General features: G+C 36.4%; 16 protein-coding genes. 4 read left to right on the forward strand and 12 right to left on the reverse strand.

From position 1 onward, the window contains the following. Positions 1-32 precede the first annotated feature (32 nt). From gldM to IPP64_04520, 9 genes are all read right to left on the reverse strand, one after another. Positions 33-1,628: a gliding motility protein GldM gene (gldM, locus tag IPP64_04480; protein MBL0328672.1), complete on the reverse strand. Its 1,596-nt coding sequence runs from the start codon at positions 1,626-1,628 to the stop codon at positions 33-35. A gap of 140 nt (positions 1,629-1,768) precedes the next feature. Beyond that, positions 1,769-3,091, reverse strand: coding sequence for a T9SS type A sorting domain-containing protein (locus IPP64_04485; protein ID MBL0328673.1), 1,323 nt, complete (start codon positions 3,089-3,091; stop codon positions 1,769-1,771). 83 nt (positions 3,092-3,174) lie between these two features. After that, positions 3,175-3,657 carry a hypothetical protein gene (locus tag IPP64_04490; protein ID MBL0328674.1) on the reverse strand — a complete coding sequence of 161 codons (483 nt, stop codon included), beginning with the start codon at positions 3,655-3,657 and terminating at the stop codon, positions 3,175-3,177. A 20-nt stretch (positions 3,658-3,677) separates the two neighbouring features. Then, the gene (locus IPP64_04495) at positions 3,678-3,899 is read right to left on the reverse strand and encodes a hypothetical protein (GenBank protein ID MBL0328675.1); all 222 of its coding nucleotides are present in this window, start codon (positions 3,897-3,899) and stop codon (positions 3,678-3,680) included. Between the two features lie 153 nt (positions 3,900-4,052). Then, the gene (locus IPP64_04500; protein ID MBL0328676.1) at positions 4,053-4,862 is read right to left on the reverse strand and encodes a hypothetical protein; all 810 of its coding nucleotides are present in this window, start codon (positions 4,860-4,862) and stop codon (positions 4,053-4,055) included. Positions 4,863-4,928: 66 nt separating this feature from the next. Beyond that, complete coding sequence (locus IPP64_04505; protein ID MBL0328677.1) at positions 4,929-5,660, reverse strand: hypothetical protein; 732 nt, start codon at positions 5,658-5,660, stop codon at positions 4,929-4,931. A gap of 153 nt (positions 5,661-5,813) precedes the next feature. After that, positions 5,814-6,461 (reverse strand): response regulator transcription factor, encoded by a 648-nt coding sequence (locus tag IPP64_04510; GenBank protein MBL0328678.1) that lies wholly within the window; start codon positions 6,459-6,461, stop codon positions 5,814-5,816. Between the two features lie 17 nt (positions 6,462-6,478). Further along, positions 6,479-8,419, reverse strand: a complete 1,941-nt coding sequence (locus IPP64_04515) for a sensor histidine kinase (protein MBL0328679.1) — start codon at positions 8,417-8,419, stop codon at positions 6,479-6,481. 4 nt (positions 8,420-8,423) lie between these two features. Continuing rightward, positions 8,424-9,710 carry an N-acetylmuramoyl-L-alanine amidase gene (locus IPP64_04520; GenBank protein ID MBL0328680.1) on the reverse strand — a complete coding sequence of 429 codons (1,287 nt, stop codon included), beginning with the start codon at positions 9,708-9,710 and terminating at the stop codon, positions 8,424-8,426. A gap of 116 nt (positions 9,711-9,826) precedes the next feature. Between IPP64_04520 and arfB the strand changes: the two genes are divergently transcribed. Then, entirely contained in the window at positions 9,827-10,231 is a 405-nt protein-coding gene (gene arfB / locus IPP64_04525; protein MBL0328681.1) for an aminoacyl-tRNA hydrolase, read from the forward strand. Positions 10,232-10,298: 67 nt separating this feature from the next. Here the strand turns inward: arfB and IPP64_04530 are convergent, their stop codons facing one another. From IPP64_04530 to panB, 3 genes are all read right to left on the reverse strand, one after another. Then, positions 10,299-10,988: an RluA family pseudouridine synthase gene (locus IPP64_04530; GenBank protein MBL0328682.1), complete on the reverse strand. Its 690-nt coding sequence runs from the start codon at positions 10,986-10,988 to the stop codon at positions 10,299-10,301. A 70-nt stretch (positions 10,989-11,058) separates the two neighbouring features. Next, a complete protein-coding gene (locus IPP64_04535; GenBank protein MBL0328683.1) occupies positions 11,059-11,466 on the reverse strand; it encodes a GxxExxY protein in 408 nt (135 codons plus the stop codon). A gap of 97 nt (positions 11,467-11,563) precedes the next feature. Continuing rightward, positions 11,564-12,382, reverse strand: coding sequence for a 3-methyl-2-oxobutanoate hydroxymethyltransferase (gene panB, locus IPP64_04540; GenBank protein ID MBL0328684.1), 819 nt, complete (start codon positions 12,380-12,382; stop codon positions 11,564-11,566). A gap of 174 nt (positions 12,383-12,556) precedes the next feature. On the opposite strand from panB, the gene IPP64_04545 reads away from it, so the two are divergent. From IPP64_04545 to IPP64_04555, 3 genes are all read left to right on the forward strand, one after another. Then, positions 12,557-13,600 carry a DUF4249 family protein gene (locus IPP64_04545; GenBank protein ID MBL0328685.1) on the forward strand — a complete coding sequence of 348 codons (1,044 nt, stop codon included), beginning with the start codon at positions 12,557-12,559 and terminating at the stop codon, positions 13,598-13,600. 159 nt (positions 13,601-13,759) lie between these two features. Continuing rightward, positions 13,760-15,667: a molecular chaperone DnaK gene (gene dnaK, locus IPP64_04550; protein ID MBL0328686.1), complete on the forward strand. Its 1,908-nt coding sequence runs from the start codon at positions 13,760-13,762 to the stop codon at positions 15,665-15,667. A 571-nt stretch (positions 15,668-16,238) separates the two neighbouring features. Further along, positions 16,239-20,723, forward strand: a complete 4,485-nt coding sequence (locus IPP64_04555) for a DUF3494 domain-containing protein (GenBank protein MBL0328687.1) — start codon at positions 16,239-16,241, stop codon at positions 20,721-20,723. The last annotated feature ends 27 nt before the right edge of the window (positions 20,724-20,750 follow it).

A 20,750-nucleotide genomic window follows, 5' to 3' on the forward strand; every position in this document is an offset into this window, starting at 1 on the left:
TGAGGCTTCGTATCCAACCCTACCACCCCAACTTAATTTACTTTAATTACCAATTCATTTAAAGGTACTGACTTTCCGTTAGGTCCTACAGCAACAATGTCTTCAAAAATTACACGTTCATTTTTTTTGAGTCGTTGTAATCTATCCTTCATTGCTTGTGTTAACATATTTGTTGTAGAAATCATGTCTTCAGCCACACCGCCAGCGATGATAACCATTCTGAAGGATTTAACTTTTGCAACGGCAGCAAAATCAAATGATGGATAAAATGCGATTAAGCCTTGTTGGGTTACAATTTTACTTTTATCCATTCTGCCACTTTGAATTAGATTACCAAATTTAGCGCTTGGCGTTGGAACTTCTTTTACTCTGAAGCTCATCACTCCCATATTTCTTTTTTCTCCGTTTTCTAAATTCGCTACTACACTCACATCTGCTTTGGTACCACTCATTACTTTAACATTGAATGTTCCTTTCCCTGTTGGTGTGAGTGTTCCGTTATTAATGGAAACACTGAGTCGATCAGTTGGAATTCCCGGAACAGAAACAGAAATTGGATTGTCCAAGCCTGCATACAATACATTCATCTTGTCTGCCGAAACCGTCAATGCCGGTCGCGCAACAATGTATTCTGATTTAAAGGGAAACACCATTTCTTTTCCCTGTGGTGAAACCACCTTAATCGTTCCCGAATAGTTCATTATCCCTTCCTTGCTGGTGCTTGCCACATATTTTCCTTGCCCTCTTTCAACAGGAATGGTATTGGAACTACCATTAAATGTTTTGGTGCTTTCGTTGTAATCGCCCACCATAATTTCCGGATTTCTGGTTTTGTTGAAGGCAGCAATAAATACATCTGCTTTGTATTCTTCTCCTAAAAGTACATAATTGCTTTCCGGAATCACCTTCGCTGCAATGGTGTCAAACTTTAATGTTTCCACATCCACTTGTTTTAGCAGATAATCAACGGTGGTTGCTTCTGCATTTTTTACATCATTTTTTAATTTGGATAAAATGGTTAAGCTGGCAACCAATGGACGATCGTAGAAATTGTACAATTCCCAGTTTTCATTTTCTTCACTGTTCTTCGGGTCTTCTGTATTGATGTCGAGTTTTACGGTTTTACGGTCTTTGGGTAAAATGTAATTCGTTAAAAGTGCTTTGTAGTCGTTTAATTTGTTTTTTAAATTACGTGAAGCACCGGCCGAGCCATCTTCTGAATCACCAATTAAAATTCGGGTAGGGACGTTGACATCGTCTTTGTTTTCAATGCTGGCCATTTGTAACGTGTCTGCTACATTTGCATCCAATCCTTCGGTTTTTGCAATCAACTCTTTTTGAAGTTGATCGATAAACAAACTAAGCTCGGCAGATTTTTTTTTGATATCCTGTGCTTGTTTCCAGTTGGGAGTGACACGAACAGGGTCAACACTTTTTGCTAAATCGAACAAGGAATAAAGTGTTTCGTTTTTGTCGGTAAAGTTAAGTGCAGTGTTTTCTAATCCTTTGTTCACAATAATAAATGCATCTAAAATGTCTTTGGAAACATTCAGTGCTAAAAGACAGGTGAGTACTAAGTACATCATACCAATCATTTTTTGTCGCGGAGTGTCTTTTGCTGAAGCCATGATTCTTGAGGATTTAGGTGGATACTAAAACTTTATTTTGACCTCATAATGCAACGCGAGAAAAAAAGATACAATAAAAAAAACGCCACAAGAAAAATGTGGCGTTTAGATGGAGTAGTTTTTGTGTTGTCTTGTTTTGGCTATTTTTCGATGATTAGTTTTTTTGTGAATAGTTTATTCTGATTAGTTTTTAATCTTACAAAATATATCCCGCTTTGGATATCAGATAAATCTATAGGTTGACCATTGTACCGATCCGCTTGAACCACCTGCCCCATAACATTAACAATTTCATAAGACACAATTGGCTGTGTTGCGTTGATTGTTAATCTGTTTTTTGTAGGATTTGGGAACAATACAATCAAATCGTTTTCAGTTTTGCTTTCCTGTACGTTTGTGGATGACATATCCAGCAAATAAAGTCCGGCAATTGTTGTATCTGTTCTCACAAAATCAGTGCTGTTTGCTTTGCATACTTGATACCAAACTTTATTGCCATTTGTTAATAGTTTTCCAATAGTAGGAGAAATTAATAAGCCATTCGTTGGTAAGCCGTTAGGAATTTTTGTTGCCGTTAGGCCACCGTCAGTACTTAAATAAACATTGTCAGAAGTTCCTGTGCTTGTTTCTAAGAAAAAGATATTTCCATTTGGGGTGCCGATAATGAAGCTACTATTTAATGTGAATGTTGTTGAACCATCGGTGTAGGTTGTGGTTTGCAAGTTCCAAGTAACGCCATTGTCGGTACTTTGATAGAGCTTATCAAAACCATTATTAATTACAGCATAAAGTGATGACCCGCTTTCAAAAAAGCGAACCACATCATAAGCGCTGCCTGAAATAGCAGGATTTATGGTGCTAGATAGTATTCCTGCAAAATTACCACTATCGACATATTTTATGTTAGCGGTACCACCCCCAAGAAACAACCGATTTCCTTTATTGAAACTACAAATTAGATCGATGCCAGTGCTTCCGCTCGCCACTAATGTTAAGCTTCCTCCTGTGGGAGTTAATGTTCTGATTTGCGTGCTTCCACTTCCTGGATTCCATAATAATGTTCCATTGTCCACTTCACCATAGATTCCCGTACCAGTTGGTAATACGCTCGTCCAATTGCCTAACGCCTGAAAAGAATATGAACCTAAATCAGGGGTGTTTTTAAAACCAATAATCATATTGTTTATTGGTAGACCAACTATAGGGAATAAGCTTATCGCATCTAAGTTTGTATAATCTCTATTGAAATTATACCCACCGTCAGTTGATACATAAAATCGTTTAGCGTCAAAAGCACCAGTGCCAGTAACACTTCCATAATAGATAATCGTATCCCCTTTGTTGAAGTATTTTACAGAGCTTGTCCATAATGAATCATAATTGGATGATATTTTCGACCATGTTTGTCCTTGGGAAATTATATAACATCCTACACTAAATGCTAATAATACATATCGTTTCATTTTCTTGTTTCTTTAATTTGGTTGATTTTTTGATGGGTTGGTTTGACTCCATTTTTGATTTTTTTTAGGACTCAGAACCTAAATTATGGTCTATAAGGTAAGTTTGTAAATGTTGCACTAATACTTGCGAGTGTTCCTCCTGAAACTGGGACAGTAAAATTTCCAGATAGTGTGCTACTTGAATTTCCAGTAATTGTTAGATTTTGATTTGTAGCACAGGTATAGGTATCGCTTCCTTTTATAAAGGTGAAGCCATATGGTGGCACCATTACTTTAAAACCAACGCTTGTGTTATTAATGGTATCCCAATTAATTTCAAAATAATTAGCCATTCCACTTTTATAGGCTCTAATACCTGTTCCCCAGGATCCTGTAACCCAGTATGCCGAATCAGCAGTTATGGATGCACCTCCATCTTCCTGCCAAACAAAAGAACCTGTTGCTGCAGTTGTACCGCCACCAGTTGGAGCTGCAGGAGTTGGCTCCGGGTCATCCTTTTTGCATGAAAAAATACTTATACTGATAAATGTTAAGAATACAAACGACTTTAAAATTGATTTTTTCATAGTATAGATAGTTTAGTTTATTAGTCTTCTAAATGGCAATCTTCCAAGTCGTTACTGTACACTTCATTGTTAGCTTCACACGATTCTTCAGCAGCTTTTTTTGTTAGTGGTCCCGCTCGGAAATGGTCTCCATTGCTTTTTGCACCGGTTGCTTTTTCAGTGCAAACACATACATAATCTTTTTTGCAAGAGCTCATGGATAGAGCAATTAGCATTGTAATGGCGAGGATAGATTTTTTCATAAATATTATTTTATATAAAAAAGGAAAATGGTTTATTAGTATAATTCATTTTTAGGATTTGGTGCACTTACCGATGTATTTTTCGTAAATTGATAAAAAACGCTATACAATTTTTGTGTATAGCGTTTTAAACTGAATTTTAATCAACAAAATTTATTCAAACATTAATGCACCATTTATTGAATATTCAACATTGGTTGCAATGTCTGTAACTTTAGCATCACTTGCCATTTCAATTGAATTTTCAGCTACAATTACATGCCCGTTGGAAGTAATGTAAAACTTCGCATCGTTCATTGACGCTAATGTTGGTGTAGGTAAAGCGCTAAAGTCAAGCAGTTCTCCAATTCCATCGCCACCACTTAAGGTTGTTGCGTTCCAGTCAATAAAACTGTATGTTCCACTTCCCCCTGTTGTTGCAACTAAAAATATTGCTAAATTTTTTATATTAAAATCGGCTCCCTCCAATTCTCCGTCTATTGCAACTGCTCCACGCAAATCACGTCCACTTAAAAAACCGGACCAGTTTGGGTCATTGCTGGAAGCTTTGATACTCAAAACGAAGTTGTAATCAAAACTTTTTCCATTATATGCCAATTGTCCTAAACCGCCACCTGTTGTAGATTCTGTCAACGTAAAAACAGTCCCAGATGTAGGATCGCTCCAAACATAAACATTTGCAGTTGGGGTTGAGTAGGTTGTGTAATTCATTGCTGGATTAGAAAAGGTGCTTCCCCCCGCTCCTGATGTTGATGAAACGCTTGATCCACCTGCGCTGGCTTCTGCAAAATTTCTAAGCGCTTTTTCAACATTTGCATTTAAGCGTTTCGTTTTTTCAGTTTGAGAAGAGGTTGATTTCTTTGTCGATATTCCCATTTGTTCTTTCTTACAAGAACTTATTAATATTGTAAAAGCAAGAGCTCCAGCGAAGAATACTTTAGATATTTGTGAATATTTTTTCATAGTTTTAATTATTATGATGAGAATAAAGAGGGCGCATTTAAGCACCCTCCTGATATAAAATGTTATCTAGAAAATAAACCCTAAGCGAATTGCACTGTTAAAGTTTGGTCCGATATTGGTTTCTTTGCCTTGGTCAACTGGATTAGGATTTCCTGGATCAGGTGTAGGAATTGTTGTTACACTTGCAGGGTATTCAGTTGTCATTTTGTAATCGCTGTATTTAACCATTTGGAAGCCGAAACCAAATTCAGTTCCTAAATACAAGTGTTTTGTAACGTAACAATCAAAACCAGCTACAACGTTAGCTCCTACTCTAAAGAATCCTCCTTTGCTTTTGTTTTTGTCCGTTACAATAAAAAAGTCATCTTGAGCATCAATTCCTGTAGGTGTTACTTCTTTAGAAGATTGTCCCGCAAGGTCTAATTCAACTCCCATATAAGGACTTAAGCGATTTGTTCCAGCAAAATGTTTTTCAAAACCTGGTCTGATGTTCCATCCAAATTGTGTTTTTTTATATCCTGAACTAACGGTTGTGTTAGCGGTTACGTTTGAGTTAAATACAGAATCTGCTTTCGCTGAAGAATAACTAAGTCCGATTCCCAATCTGAAAGCAGAGTTATCACTTAAGAATTTTCTGTAGCGTATATACGTTAATTGGATAGGTTTTCCATTTAAAGGAATAAAATTTAACTCTAAATTGTTAGCTCCTTTTGTTGGTTTAAACACTGGCGCATCTTGCGCCATAAGAACTGTAAATGCGGAAAATAAAAGTGCAGTTGTAGTAATTACTTTTTTCATAAGATTTGTTTGTTGGTTTATAATCACAAATGACGTGATTAAAGGTTCCTCAAACAATCCGTATGAAGTGGTAAATTTATGTACGTACTAGTACGTAGATGAAAATGTGCGAATTAGTGAAATGGAGAGTAGGCGAGGGATATTCTTGTAACGTTAATCAATCAATTTATGCTCCATGGCAAACTTTAAAAGGCCAACAGCTGTTTTTGTATTGGCTTTTCTGAAAATATTTTTTCGATGGGTCTCTACTGTGCGTTCGCTAATGAAGAGTGTTTCTCCGATTTGGGCGTTGCTGTATTCTTTTGCAATCAGTTGGATAATTTCCTTTTCTCTTTCTGTGAAATAGATTTTTTCGGCATTTTCTTTTTTCTGTCCTCGTTCGCTCAATGTTTTCATCATTTCTGCAGCAATCTCATCGCTGAAGAACATGCCACCAGCTGCAATTTTTTTGAGCGCAGTTATTAATTCGTTTTTGCCTGTGTTTTTTAAAATGTATCCGGATGCTCCGGCATCCAGCATTTCGGAAATCATACTTCGTTCACCAAACATCGAAAGGGCTAATACTTTTACATTCGGATGTTTCTTTTTTAATTCCCGTGTAAATGAAATTCCATCCATTTCAGGCATGTTGATATCACTTAATACAATGTCAGGAATATTCGTATCGATTAATGCTAATGCTTTGGAAGCCATGGTTGCTTCACCGGTAATGATAAAATCTTGTTCGTTTAAAAGTAACGCTTTAATTCCATCAACAAGCATTTGATGGTCATCCAATAAGAAAAGTTTAATAGCTGGCATACGTTAAAAATACGAATTTATTTTAAAGGAATTTCTATAATTACGGTTGTTCCTTTTCCAATGTGTGAATCAAAATGAACCGTTCCATTCAAGTACTCAATCCTGGACTGTATATTCTTTAAGCCGATACCGTTTGAGTTGACTGTTTCAACATTAAATCCAACACCATTGTCCTCAATAATTAGGGTTAATTCATTGTCGTGTCGCATCATCTGAATGTTAACAACGGTGGCTTTGGAATGTTTAATAATGTTATTCACAAGCTCTTGAAGCACCCGAAAAAGAATCGTTTCTGTAGTGCTCTCTAATCGTTCGTTTAAACCGTTGATTTCCAATTCGATTTTTAAATTGTCGGTATGACTTATCCGATTTAAAAATTCACGAACGGCTTGAGCTAAGCCGGACTTTAATAATGCATTGGGCATCATGCTGTGTGAAACGCCTCTAACTTCCTTTACCGAATCGTCAATCAAGTCAAGTGCATTTTTCATCAGGAGTTTCTGATTGCTGTTTGTTAACCCAAGGTTTGCTTCCAAACTACTCATGTTGAGTTTAACTGCTGAAAGTTGTTGGCCGATTCCATCGTGTAATTCTTGAGCAATACGCATTCGTTCCTTTTCTTCTGCTTCAATAATGGCTTTGGAGCGCAGTTCTTGCTGCTTGTTCAATTCTTTTTGGAATGCTTCTTTCTGTTTCAGTTTATATCGGTTGTAAATCAATAATGCTATTAAGGCAAGCGTAATAAATATAAAGATGAGCACATTGCGTTGAATCTCCTGATTTTTGATTAAGGCTTCTTTTACCTGATTGTCCTTGCTCAATAATTGGTTTTCCTGTTCTTTTTTTTCTGTATCGTATTTTGTTTGCATTTCAGCAATCTGTTTGCTGGTTTCGATGTTCAACATCGAATCTTTGATAGCGCTCAGCTGATTTTGATAAAAAAATGCTTGTTCGAAATTGCGCAAGTCTTTATTCACCTTTACCAGCGATTCATAATTGTTGATGAGCAGTTCTTTGCTATTTATTTGTTTCGCTAACTCTAAACCTTTCAACTGATATTCCAATGCTTTTTTATAATCCCCCATCTTGCTGTAGATGTTGCCAAGGTTATTATAGCTCATTGAAATGCCTCTTTTGTTGTTCAGATATTTTCGCATTTCCAGCGATTTTAGTTGGTAACTTAAACCGAGTTGCTGGTTGCCGGATTCTGAATAAATGTTGGATAAATTGTTGTAATTCGTTGCGAGGCCTACGGTGTCTTTTCGTTTTTCTTTTATGGCAAGTGATTTTAAACTGATTTGCTCTGCTTCGGAATATTTTTTTTGCTCATAATAGATAATGCCAATGTTGTCGTAGCTATTGGACATTCCTTCTTCATCTTTAATTTCTTCCCGGATGGCTAAACTTTTGAAATTGTATTCGAGTGATTTGCTTAGATTTTTTTGTTGTCGATAAATGATGGCAATGTTGCTTAAGCTAATGGCAACAAGCTTTGGTTTGTTTAGTTTTTCAAGCGTTGCCAATGATTTTAAATAATAGGAGAGGGCTTTGGTGTGATCACCGATTAAGCGATAGGCTTCACCGATGTTGTTGTTTACTTTGGCAATACTTAAAGAATCTTTGCGTGGATCCAAAATCTTTAAAGAAAGAAAATGGTAGTTTAAGGCTTGATCAAAGTCGCCTTCCTTTTTTGCGATAGATCCTAAAACATTATAGCCAAGAGACAGTCCTTTGGTATAATTTGTTTTTTTAGAGATTTCTACAATCTGATTGGCATATTTTTTTGCTAATTCGGGCTTGTTCTGAATATTGCTCAGCTCGTACAAAATATCTACTCTCTGAGAATCAATGGTCGTAGTATTCAGTACTTTTAATAAACTATCGCTGGCATCCGCTTGTGCAAAGATGTGAAATGGGAAAAGCAGAAGTGTCAGTAGCGTAAATAGTTGCTTCCTCATAGAGCTATTTTGTTACAAAGTTTAAAATTCCTTTAAAATATCCATCCGCCACTTGTTGTATACGTTTGTTTTTGGTTTTGTCAGTTTCCTGATACAACAACTTACATTCATTTATGTTGTCCTGATAGAGTGTTTCGCCATAAATAACGGGTGAATGAATGTATCTTGTTAGTTGTAGGTTTCTGCAATACACACCATTTGCTTCGGTTGGTAAGCAACCTTCTATTAAATACTTAGCATCGCGCGCAGTTGCTGTTGGAACATTTAATTCAGTTTCAAAACTCTTGATAACAGTTGAACTGATTGCAATTGATTTTTCCAAGTCATCGGTTATGAGCAGTCTTAAAAATTCAAAACGTTTTTCTTTGGTCGATAAATCGGTTCGCATAAAGGCGCCACCAACAAAGCACATGTTGTAATTTTTTGCAGTTGTTTTATTCCAATCTAAATTGGTTTCATCAACGTTGTAATGAATCACAACCGAGTAATCCGGTTTGAAGTTGTTGATAAGCTCCACTCGTTTTGCGAGTTCTAAATCTCGAAACACAACTCTGAAAATATCTCGGTCTTTTGCTTTTGCACTTAAGAAGTATTGTTTTTGAGATGCTTTTAGTTCTCCAATTTTATACAAGCTATCCACAGCGGTTTTTAAATCCTCTTTTTTCCATTGCTCAAAGGTTTTTCCAAAGGCGCATTTGTCGGCCGTTCGGGTTAGAAAAACCGTGGCTCCTTCTTTTTCTAGTTTTTCTTTTAATAAAATGGCGGTTGCATAAGTAAGTATTCCTTCAGCAATTTCAATCGAGTCTTTGATTCCATTGATGCTATCACCTTTGATGATGATGTGTTTTTTTTCCAAGTCGCCCATTTCAAAATTGTGAGCAATATGTCCCGGGTCGATGGCGATTTTTAAGCCAGCCAGCTTTTTGGGAGGAGTTGAAGGAGCTGCAAATACTCCGTAAATGTTCTTTTCGGCTGTGTGTTTAAACTCTCTGTTTACAAAACATACATCGAGCATTTGCTGATATGAATAGAATTTTGAATTGTTACTGAAAGTGCCAATCATGTTCCAACTTACATATAGTTCATGAATTCCTGCTTTTTTATTTTCTGGTGATGCATACATCTTTATTCCTTCTTTATCAATGGAATAATAACCGGATAATGCTTTTTCTTTATCTAAATAATTCTGTGCTTTTTCAGTATGATATTTTATTTTGGACGACACATCGTTTTGTCCATGACAATTAAATGCAATGAATATGAATACAACTATTCTTATGAAGTAAATCATCTCTCTGAAACTCTTGTTTTCTCCTTTTTCTCAGCGTTAAAAAATCGGTCAACCAAAATTAATCAAATTCCATTCCGATAGCTATTGGGACAGTTATTTATGCGTAATTTTGTTTTATGAACATCAAGGGTATTCAGTTTGATTCGGAATTCAGTTTTAAAACCAGCAGAAGTGGAGGGGCAGGCGGACAAAATGTGAATAAAGTGTCCACGAAAGTGGAGTTGGATTTTGATATCGTAAACTCTGCTTTACTTACCGAAGAGCAAAAAGCCATTATTTTAAGTAAACTCTACAATAAAGTCACCAAGGACGGAATTCTTCAAGTTATTTCGCAAACCGAACGCAACCAACTCGGGAACAAAGAAATTGTGATCAAGAAATTTTATGAGATGATTCATAAATGTTTTGTGGTTCAAAAAAAACGTAGACCCACAAAACCGAGTAAAGGTTCAAAGGAAAGAAGATTGACTTCTAAAAAAAGAGATTCGGATATTAAGAAGTTGAGAAAGAAAGATTGGTAGCATTCCAATACCTGTAGCTATCGAACGAATTTCTATCTGTGTTAATCTGAGTATTCTGTGGTGAAGTTTACCCAACTCTCTTCACAAATTCATTCCACAATACTTCATTTGGGGGAGGAGCAACAATTACAACAGGCTCTTTTTTTACAGGATGAATAAATTCTACTTTGCGTGCATGCAAATGGATGGATGCATCTTTGTTGCTTCGGTCAAAACCATATTTTAAATCACCTTTAATCGGACACCCCATGTTGGATAATTGCACCCGGATTTGATGATGTCGACCGGTATGTGGCTTTACTTCCAGTAGATGGTAATTGTCAGAGCTGGAAATTAATTCGTATTCTAATTCTGAACGCAAAGCACCTGGTGTTTCTTTTTCAAAAGCCTTCGACATATTTTTTGCTTCATTCTTTTTTAAGTAATGAATCAAATGTCCGTTTATGTTTTTCGGTTTGTTTTTAACAACTGCCCAATATGTTTTTTGAATTTCTTTGGTTTGAAACATCTGATTTAAACGTGCCAATGCTTTGCTAGTTTTTGCAAAAAGCACAATGCCGCTTACTGGTCTATCAATACGATGAACAGTACCAATAAATACGTCACCGGGTTTATTGTATTTCTCTTTGATGTATTGTTTTACGAAATCGCTTAATGGGGTATCACCTGTTTTATCGCCTTGCACAATGTCGGATGGACGTTTGTTAACGGCTATAATGTGATTGTCTTCAAATAGTACGTCTAACTTATATTCCATAATGACTCCAGCGAATTGCGAAAAAAAATACTAATAATACGAATTACGAATTTTTGCTCTGTAAGTATTATTAATCTTCTTGGTTAATATTTACTAGTCTTTTAAATTTTACTCCTTGTGAAGTAAAGTTGATTAGTATTGCCAGTTTGTAATTGCTTAGTTTTAAATAATTTACTACTTGGTCAATATGGGTTTTAGTATAGGTTTCGTTCTTTTTTAATTCTACAATAATTTTGTTGTCAACAGCAAAATCTAAAAAACCTCTACCAATAACTTTGTCTTTAAATTTTAATGGATAATATTCCTGTTCTTTATAAAAGATTTTCCTTTCTTGGAAAACCGTTGCTAAAGCTCTTTGATAAATTTTTTCCGTATGCCCTGGCCCTAATTCGTTGAATACCTCATAAGCACATCCCACAATAATAAAACTTAGTTCTGGGTAAACTAAGTCAGTTCTTTTAACAGTACTAATTGTCATAAATTAAATTTTAAAATTTAACGGAGCAGACTTTTAGTATTTCTATTTTTTGTATTTCGTATTATTAGTATTTTTTTTCGTAATTCGTTGACGTCAATTAATATTGCTCATTCTTATTCGGAAAGTCTTTCGATTTCACATCCTTAATGTAATTCCCAACTGCTCCTTTGATATCATCATACAGATTTAAATATCTCCTCAAAAATCTTGGATTAAATTCATTGTTCAAGCCAACCATATCATGGAATACCAATACTTGCCCGTCAACACCACCACCGGCACCAATTCCAATAACGGGGATGGTTATTTTTTTTGCTACTTTCTCTGCTAATTCTGCCGGAATTTTTTCCAATACCAAGGCAAAACAACCTGCCTTTTCAAGTGCGAGGGCATCTTCTACTAATTTCTTTGCTTCGGCAGCTTCTTTTGCGCGTACATTGTAGGTCCCAAATTTATAGATGCTTTGAGGCGTTAAGCCTAAATGTCCCATAACTGGAATGCCGGCCGTTAAAATACGTTGTATCGATTCCGTTACTTCCAGTCCTCCTTCCAGTTTAACTGCATGGGCGCCACTTTCTTTCATGATTCGGATGGCACTGTTTAATGCTTCTTTTGAATTTCCTTGGTAGGTTCCAAAGGGTAAATCCACCACAATTAAAGCTCTGTCAACAGCGCGAACCACCGAAGAAGCATGGTAAATCATTTGATCCAAGGTAATGGGTAAGGTTGTTTCATGACCTGCCATCACATTGGATGCGGAGTCGCCAACCAAAATAACATCAATCCCTGCAGCATCAACAATTTTTGCCATGGTAAAATCGTAGGCAGTTAACATGGAAATTTTTTCACCACTTGTTTTCATTTCTAATAAAACATGGGTGGTTACTTTTTTTACTTCTTTCTTTTGTTTTGGCATCTTGCTGTTTGTTGAATTGTTGGCTTGTTGCCACAAAATTACAAATTGTTTTTGGGATTCCCTTTTTTATGATTTTCTGCCGTTTATTTATCAAATCCTACCGCCTGAAAAATTGTTGGTTTTAAACCGAATAAATTGATACTTTTGTGTTTCAAGATATTAAAAATGAAGACAGTGAATAAAGCTTTTCTTAGCGTCATTACAGCAAGTACATTGCTGTTTTCTGCTTGTAGCACCGATTTAGACGTTATTGGGGATTACAAAGAAACCATGATTGTGTATGGTTTGTTGGATCAGGCACAGGATATACAATATGTAAAGATTAACAAAGCCTTTTTAGGGGAAGGAGATGCCTATATGTATGCGCAGGTAAAGGATTCTGTTCAATTTGCCAATGCCCTAAATGTTCAATTGCGAAGAATTAAAAACGGGTCTCCTTTTGGACCGGTTATTCCTTTGAACCCTACAAATATGCCAAAGGATGCTGGTATTTTTTATTCTGCAGACCAGGCAAATGCCATTTATTCCTTCAGCACCGTTGCTTATCCATTATTTGCGGATAGCGAGTATGAATTAACCATTACCAACAGCGAAACTGGAAATGTGGTGACAGCAAAAACATCATTAGTGAGTGATATCAGCGGATTTACGAACCCTGCTTTAGGAAGTTCGTTTAGTTTTGTTGCATTTGGAAGTGTTCCGAACTACCCGTTTAATGTGGTCTTCAACGCTGCAAAAAATGCCCGTTTGTATCAAGTGATTTTACGATTAAATTACGTTGATTCATTGTCGACCGGTGCTCTGGATACCAATTCCATCCAATACATCTTACCAATCCGAAAGGTGACGGACATTAATACTGCAGAGTTAGTAGAGGAACGTATGAGAGGGAAGGATTTTTACCAGTACATCGGTAATAATTTACCAGTTTTTGCTGGTCTAGAGCAACGTAAAGCATTGAAAGTGGATCTATTACTCGTGGCGGGATCGAATGAATTAAACATCTTTATGGATGTGAATAAACCATCAACCGGCATTATTCAAGAACGCCCGGAATACACCAACATTAACAATGGATTGGGCTTGTTTTCTTCCCGTTTAAACCGCCCCGCGGATTCACGTCCATTGGACAAAACATCTACTGATTCTTTGGCCTGTGGACAATATACCAAGCACCTGAAGTTTGTGAACGGTGTAGGGTTACATCCTTGTTTCTAACCTGCCTCTTTGTCATAATATTTAGCGTTCCGACTCCTCGGAACGCTTTTTTTATGTCATAATTTCCCCTTATTTCCATTGGCATAATGATTGAAAACACCTAACCGCGTTCGAAAAAACGTGATTAACTAAAAAAGTAACAACTAAACCTAAATAAATATGAGTAAAATAATTGGTATCGACTTAGGCACAACAAATTCTTGTGTTTCAGTTATGGAAGGTAACGAACCGGTAGTTATTCCAAATAGCGAAGGAAAACGTACTACTCCTTCAATCGTGGCATTTGTGGAAAATGGTGAACGTAAAGTAGGTGATCCTGCAAAACGTCAAGCGATCACAAATCCTAAAAAAACAATCTATTCCATTAAGCGATTTATGGGACATACTTTTGATGAAGTATCAAAAGAAATTACCCGTGTTCCTTATAAAATAGTAAAAGGTGATAACAACACTCCTCGTGTTGAAATTGACGACAGAAAATATACTGCTCAGGAAATTTCGGCTATCATTCTTCAAAAAATGAAGAAAACAGCTGAAGATTATCTTGGTCACGAAGTGAGCGAAGCAGTTATTACTGTTCCTGCATACTTTAACGATGCACAACGTCAAGCAACCAAAGAAGCCGGAGAAATTGCAGGCTTAAAAGTAAAACGTATCATCAACGAACCAACTGCTGCGGCTTTGGCGTATGGTATGGATAAAAGAGGAAAAGAAATGAAAATTGTGGTGTTCGATTGTGGTGGTGGTACACATGACGTTTCTGTTCTTGAATTAGGTGATGGCGTGTTCGAAGTAAAATCTACCGATGGTGATACACACTTAGGTGGTGACGATTTCGATCATAAGATCATCGACTGGTTAGTAACTGAATTTAAATCAGAAAATGGTGGATTGGATTTAACAAAAGATCCAATGGCTTTACAACGTTTGAAAGAAGCTGCCGAAAAAGCAAAAATTGAATTGTCAAGTTCTGCTTCAACAGAAATCAACTTGCCTTACATTATGCCGGTAGATGGTATTCCAAAACATTTGGTACGTACCTTAACAAAAGCAAAATTTGAGCAATTGGTTGACGATTTGATTAAACGTACCATCGAACCTTGTAAATCAGCATTAAAAAATGCAGGATTAAGTGTTGGTGATATTGATGAAATTATCTTAGTAGGTGGTTCAACACGTATCCCAGCAATTGTAGATGCAGTTCAAAAATTCTTTGGTAAAGCGCCTTCAAAAGGTATAAACCCTGATGAGGTTGTTGCAATTGGTGCTGCAATTCAAGGTGGTGTATTAACCGGAGAAGTAAAAGATGTTTTGTTGTTGGACGTAACGCCGCTTTCGTTGGGTATCGAAACAATGGGCGGTGTGTTCACTAAGTTGATTGAATCGAATACAACCATCCCGACAAAAAAATCAGAAACCTTCTCTACAGCAAGCGATAATCAGCCTTCTGTGCAGATTGTGGTATACCAAGGTGAACGCGCCATGGCAAGAGATAACCGTAAGTTAGGAGAATTTAACTTAGATGGAATTCCTCCAGCACCACGTGGAGTCCCGCAAGTAGAAGTTACTTTTGATATTGATGCAAACGGTATTTTACAAGTATCTGCAAAAGATAAAGCAACCGGTAAATCACATAACATCCGTATCGAAGCAAAATCCGGATTGAGTGATGAAGAAATCAAAAAGATGAAAGCAGATGCGGATGCAAATGCTGAAGCAGATAAAAAAGCAAAAGAAGAAACTGAAAAAGTAAACGCTGCTGATTCAATGATTTTCCAAACAGAAAAACAATTGAAAGAATATGGAGATAAAATTCCGGCAGAAAAGAAATCAGTTATTGAAAGTGCTTTGGCTGAATTAAAAACAGCACACGGTTCACGCGACATCGCAGCAATTGATTCTTCTTTGGAAAAATTAAATGCAGGATGGCAAGCAGCTTCGCAAGATATGTACAACGCACAACAAGGTGCTGATGCAAACGGACAAGCAAATGCAAACCCGGAAGCAAAAGGTGACGGTGAAGTGACGGATGTAGATTTTGAAGAAGTAAAAGACGAGAAAAAGTAAAAAGTGACTAGGTGATTAAGTAACTAGGTAACTAAGTACGTCACTTTGAGTGATTTTGCATAGCAAAATTGTAAGGATGTCACTTCGAGTAATTTTGCGTAGCAAAATTGTATCGAGAAGTTTAGGTTGGTTTGTGAATGTGAGTAAAACGCCTCTTAGAAATAAGAGGCGTTTTTTTTTTCAGAGCTTTATGAATAATCCAAACTTTGGAAAAAATTGTAAAGCCTCTCCAAGAAATTGGAGAGGCTTTTTTATTACTTATACACATATATTGGTTTACGACTTGTTTAAAAGGTGATTCATTCGGATGCAAAAAAAGGTCATTTTTTTAATAAATATTCAATGTATATAACCTCTTTGAGGATGTTGGATGACACCTCTCTTTGTCCCTTAATTTATCAACATTTGTCGAGACCTTTGAAAAAATTAATTTAATTTTTTCAAGAGGATTCCTATTAGTTGGATTAACAAAATTCTATTGTATCAAAACTATTTTAGGTGTAATGTTGTAAGAATTGATTATTGACCATCTTTTAACTTTAGTGCATTCACCACCTTAAAATTTTTTAAAATGAAAAAAATCTTTTTATCCATCGTTGTCTTCTTATTTGTAAGTGCAATAAGCATGGCACAAACAGCTCCAAACTTAGCAAGTGCTAAAACGTTTGGTTTGTTATCAGGAGGTACCATTTTTTCTGCAGACACAACAGTTGTTGCTGGAAATGCAGGTGCATCAACTGCTGTTAGTCCGTATGTTAAGGCAACAACAATTTATACAGGAGGAGGAACCGTAAGTACAGCATTAAGCAATTTAGCTACAGCGAAAAGTTTTTGTACTGGACAAACCGGAACTGCAATTAGTGGAACTTTAGCTGGACAGAGTCTAACACCAGGTGTGTATAACGTTTCAGGAAATGCAACATTAAATGGTGCAATCACTTTAGCAGGAGATACCAATGCTATTTATATATTTAACATTACAGGTAATTTATTAATAGATAGTGCAATTTATTATGGTTATCAAAATTTGATGCCATCTAAAATATTTTGGAACATCACGGGAACACTAACGATTAATAGTTATAATTCAATTTATGGAATTGTAATGTCTGGTGGTACGATAACACTATATCCTTTTACTCATGGTTCTATGGCATTATTGAGTCAGGGGAACATTACAATCAACAATGACTCAACAACGAAATTGAGAGGTTATATTGCTGGTACAAAGATGTATTCTCAAAACGAAATTTTAAAAAGTGGAAGTTTACGACATTTAGATAATTGTCTTGGTCCCGTTGATCCTTGCAATATGGTAATTAATCCAAGTTTTGAAGAATTGGAAGTGATGGTTGGGACAGGTGGTATATTGTATTGTCCTGATCAAACTAATCAAATTCATGCAGCTTGTGATTGGGATAGCTATTATTGGTTGCCTGTTGTTCCTTATACTAGAACTCCTTCGGCCTTTTCAGATTGTGATGATTATACCTATCCCACCACTGGAGATGTTGGCGTGCCCTGGAATATTTTTAATGATCCAGCAGGTCCGGGGCAGCCAGCGCACAATAGTGGGCACAATTATGCGGGAATACAGCATGCTTGGGTTACAACTTACGATCCACAAGACGATACCCCACCACCGCCATATGATATTGCGACATGGGAAAATAATGAAAAGTTGGAGAAATATTTACCCGCTCCTTTAATTGCAAATAAAGTGTATTACATGGAATTTTACTCCAGCTTGGCAGATAAATCGAATACTACAGAATTATTAGGAGTATATCCTGCTACTTCTCAATTTTTTTTGGGTACAATCCCTATTCCTCCATTGTATTATCCAGGTGGACCATTTTTTACAACAGGAACATACGTTACAACCAATACTAGCTGGAATAAATATTCGGGTTGCGTATCAACACCTCGGAGTGATATTGATGTTATCTCTATTAAAAGCGCATCTGGTTCTATTCCTGTTACACCTTCTGATCCATCATTTTATACTCCTTTTGGAGTTTTAGGTTTTCATTCCATGTCCTATTTTTATATTGATGATATTGCATTGCGTCCGTTAGCGGATGCAGGCGCTGATTTAAATTATAATTGCGCGACTACTAATATTATTGGGTTACCTTATTCAACTTGCGGACCAATTTCTGGCGCAACTTATAGCTGGGCTCCAGTTGGTGCTTTTACGGCTGCAAATGCAGTGATTGTTTCACCAACAAACCCCTTTTCAGAAATTAGTTGTACTGTTGCAGGAACATACGTTTTTGAGATTACAGTAACTTATGGTGGTTGTTCAGATACAGATCAAATCACCGTTACCAATCCTTCTTCTGCTTGTGCTGGCGTTACGTTAATCCCTACGACTACATATTTAGCCGCGGGTTCTCCTCATTTTATTGGTGCTGGTTCTCCGGTTATGGTAGGTGGGAATTTAACAATTAATTCTGGTGCAACCTTAATCATTCAAAATGATGATGTTAGTTTTTTTGCGAATAAAACAATAGCAGTTATGCCTGGTGGAACTCTTGAAATTGACGGAGCATGGCTTCATGGTTGTAACCCTTGCGGTACAATGTGGGGAGGAGTCTATTTGTTTAAAGGTGGTAATTTGGTGGTTAAAAATGGAAGTTTAATTGAGGATGCGATTGCTGCCGTTACAGCAGGAGGTTTTGGAACAGGAATTCCTAACTATCAAATTAGCCAAAGTATTTTCAATAAAAATACTGATAATATAATTCTTCAAGCGAATACAGGAAATATGAGCGCAAACACAATTAAAAATACGGTGTTTACTTGTCGCACATTACCTGCCCCAACAGGCTCGTTTATTACCTATTTTAATACAATTAAAGCAGGTGTGGCCACATATCCAACTACAGTAACACGTGCCGGAATAAGATCAAGTAAAGGGGTTCAACTAATTGATCTTTCGAATGGAGTTTCGCCTGTTAAAATTGGTAACGCTGCCGGTGGAGCAACTGATGTAAATATTTTTGATAATTTGGATTACGGAATCCATGTTCAGGGAACGTACATCGAAATTCGAAATAACAGATTTCAAAACATGGCAGGGATGCAACCCTTTGCTATTCCTAGTCCTCCTCCCTATGGAATTGGAATTTATGCTCCGGTTCAAAGTGTTGGAATAAGTAATTATATGTGGGTTGGTGATGTTGCAGTTCCCAATGCCGAAAATTATTTCTCCAACTGTTTTAGAGGAATTGAAATCAATAATTATAGAATTACCCGAATAAATGATAATTTTTTCACTTGTTCGAGCACACCAACTAGTGTCTCTGGCAATACGATAGCAAATATTGGAGTGAACTTAAGAAACATTACAGAAACTATTGAATTGAATAGCAATACACTTACCAATTGGATAAATGGAATTTGGATAAATAGAAATACAGCTTCCGGAGGTTTATTGAATCCTCCAATGGACATCAATGCAAATAACATCAATGCGAATTCAAGCGGATATTGCACACAAGCTATTTTGGTCAGCGATATCATTGGGAATACCATAACAACAGTACATCCTTTTTACATACGAAACAATTCAATTTACGATGTTAAAAATGGAATTAAAGTAACTCATTTTAAAAACAACATGGTGATATACAATAACCCTCAAATTGTATTGAGATATGCTTCTAACGGAGCTGTGGCAGGTATTTGGTTGGATGGTTGTGATAAAACGGAGGTGAAAAATAATACGATTTCCAGTTTGCGCAGCCCTTATGGCAGTGGAGATAATTGGGATTTACGAGGTATTTATGTGAAGGCTAGTACCAATAATAAAGTGTTTTGTAATACTCTGAATTTTCTTGGACAATGTATGGTGTTTGAAGGTGGGTGCTTGAGTACAACGAATAGTAGCTATAGTGGGACAACGAATGGGATTTTAGGAAACAATATGGACAACGCACGTACTGGTTTAATGTTGCGAACTTCTGGTATTATTGGGCAACAAGGAACAAGTACTTTTGCAAGTAGCAATAGTTGGAATAATGCATATACTTTCCCTAATGGAAGAACTTATACATATTTCACAACATCTGCAAATATTAATTCTAAACTTTACTGCATTAATACAGCAACATATCTTCCTCCTCTTGCTACAAATATGACAAATTCTGGAGCAGCTCAAGAGTATCATACTGCGACACCAACAGGATTAAACGTGGCTACTGGCTCAGCAATTGCCTGCCCTTCTGTTTATGTGCCACCTGGAATGATTGTGGAAAAGAATGGAGGATTAAAATCTATGAGTTCTGATGAAGTTGCTTATGCAGAAGAGTTGAAACAATTGTTAAGTACGGTAAGCAGCACGTTTGTTCCATCTGAATGGATGTTGCAACAATTTATATACAACGAATTAAATGAGCATGCTGGTTTGTTGGAAGATAGTTTATTAAATGTCTTTTATTCATCTAACCAAACACAAGCGTTTGGTTTATTTAATAGCCATAATGCAGCTTTGCAGAATTTTGATTATGTGCAAGCTACTGCATATAACAATAGTGTTATACCTGCTAATATTATTGAACAAAATCAGCAAGCATTTAATGCGATTTATTTAGCACATGTCGATTCCGGTGCAGTATACTCTGAAGCAGATTGTGAAAGTTTAAATGCAATCGCTGCTCAATGCTCTTCCGAAGGAGGGGATGCCGTGATTCAAAGTCGTAATTTGATAATGCAAATTCAAAATCAAATCATTGAATTTGAAAATGACTGTGATATTAGTATTCCAGTGGCGCGTCAAATGGTTGTTGCGGAAGAAGATTCTCACAATATTCGATTGTTTCCAAATCCGAATAATGGTAATATGCTGCTGGAATGTAATCTAATTGAAAGCGAAAGTGGACTATTGAATATCTACGATATTACAGGAAAGTTGGTTCAGAGTTATAAACTGACTACTGAAACTAAAACACAGCTTATAAATGGACACATGCTAGAATCCGGAGTTTATTTATATGATATTGTTGTCAATGGCAGAAGAATCAAGACCGAGAAACTGACAATTATTAAATAGGAATAATACTTTTTAATTTCACGCCTT

This window comes from Bacteroidota bacterium (assembly GCA_016722565.1).
GTDB lineage: Bacteria > Bacteroidota > Bacteroidia > 2-12-FULL-35-15 > 2-12-FULL-35-15 > 2-12-FULL-35-15.

Excerpts from the sequence above, each read along its gene's own strand:
- gldM (MBL0328672.1), bottom strand. The coding sequence starts at position 1,628 with ATGGCTTCAGCAAAAGACACTCCGCGACAAAAAATGATTGGTATGATG.
- IPP64_04485 (MBL0328673.1), bottom strand. The coding sequence starts at position 3,091 with ATGAAACGATATGTATTATTAGCATTTAGTGTAGGATGTTATATAATT.
- IPP64_04490 (MBL0328674.1), bottom strand. The coding sequence starts at position 3,657 with ATGAAAAAATCAATTTTAAAGTCGTTTGTATTCTTAACATTTATCAGT.
- IPP64_04495 (MBL0328675.1), bottom strand. The coding sequence starts at position 3,899 with ATGAAAAAATCTATCCTCGCCATTACAATGCTAATTGCTCTATCCATG.
- IPP64_04500 (MBL0328676.1), bottom strand. The coding sequence starts at position 4,862 with ATGAAAAAATATTCACAAATATCTAAAGTATTCTTCGCTGGAGCTCTT.
- IPP64_04505 (MBL0328677.1), bottom strand. The coding sequence starts at position 5,660 with ATGAAAAAAGTAATTACTACAACTGCACTTTTATTTTCCGCATTTACA.
- IPP64_04510 (MBL0328678.1), bottom strand. The coding sequence starts at position 6,461 with ATGCCAGCTATTAAACTTTTCTTATTGGATGACCATCAAATGCTTGTT.
- IPP64_04515 (MBL0328679.1), bottom strand. The coding sequence starts at position 8,419 with ATGAGGAAGCAACTATTTACGCTACTGACACTTCTGCTTTTCCCATTT.
- IPP64_04520 (MBL0328680.1), bottom strand. The coding sequence starts at position 9,710 with ATGATTTACTTCATAAGAATAGTTGTATTCATATTCATTGCATTTAAT.
- arfB (MBL0328681.1), top strand. The coding sequence starts at position 9,827 with ATGAACATCAAGGGTATTCAGTTTGATTCGGAATTCAGTTTTAAAACC.
- IPP64_04530 (MBL0328682.1), bottom strand. The coding sequence starts at position 10,988 with ATGGAATATAAGTTAGACGTACTATTTGAAGACAATCACATTATAGCC.
- IPP64_04535 (MBL0328683.1), bottom strand. The coding sequence starts at position 11,466 with ATGACAATTAGTACTGTTAAAAGAACTGACTTAGTTTACCCAGAACTA.
- panB (MBL0328684.1), bottom strand. The coding sequence starts at position 12,382 with ATGCCAAAACAAAAGAAAGAAGTAAAAAAAGTAACCACCCATGTTTTA.
- dnaK (MBL0328686.1), top strand. The coding sequence starts at position 13,760 with ATGAGTAAAATAATTGGTATCGACTTAGGCACAACAAATTCTTGTGTT.
- IPP64_04555 (MBL0328687.1), top strand. The coding sequence starts at position 16,239 with ATGAAAAAAATCTTTTTATCCATCGTTGTCTTCTTATTTGTAAGTGCA.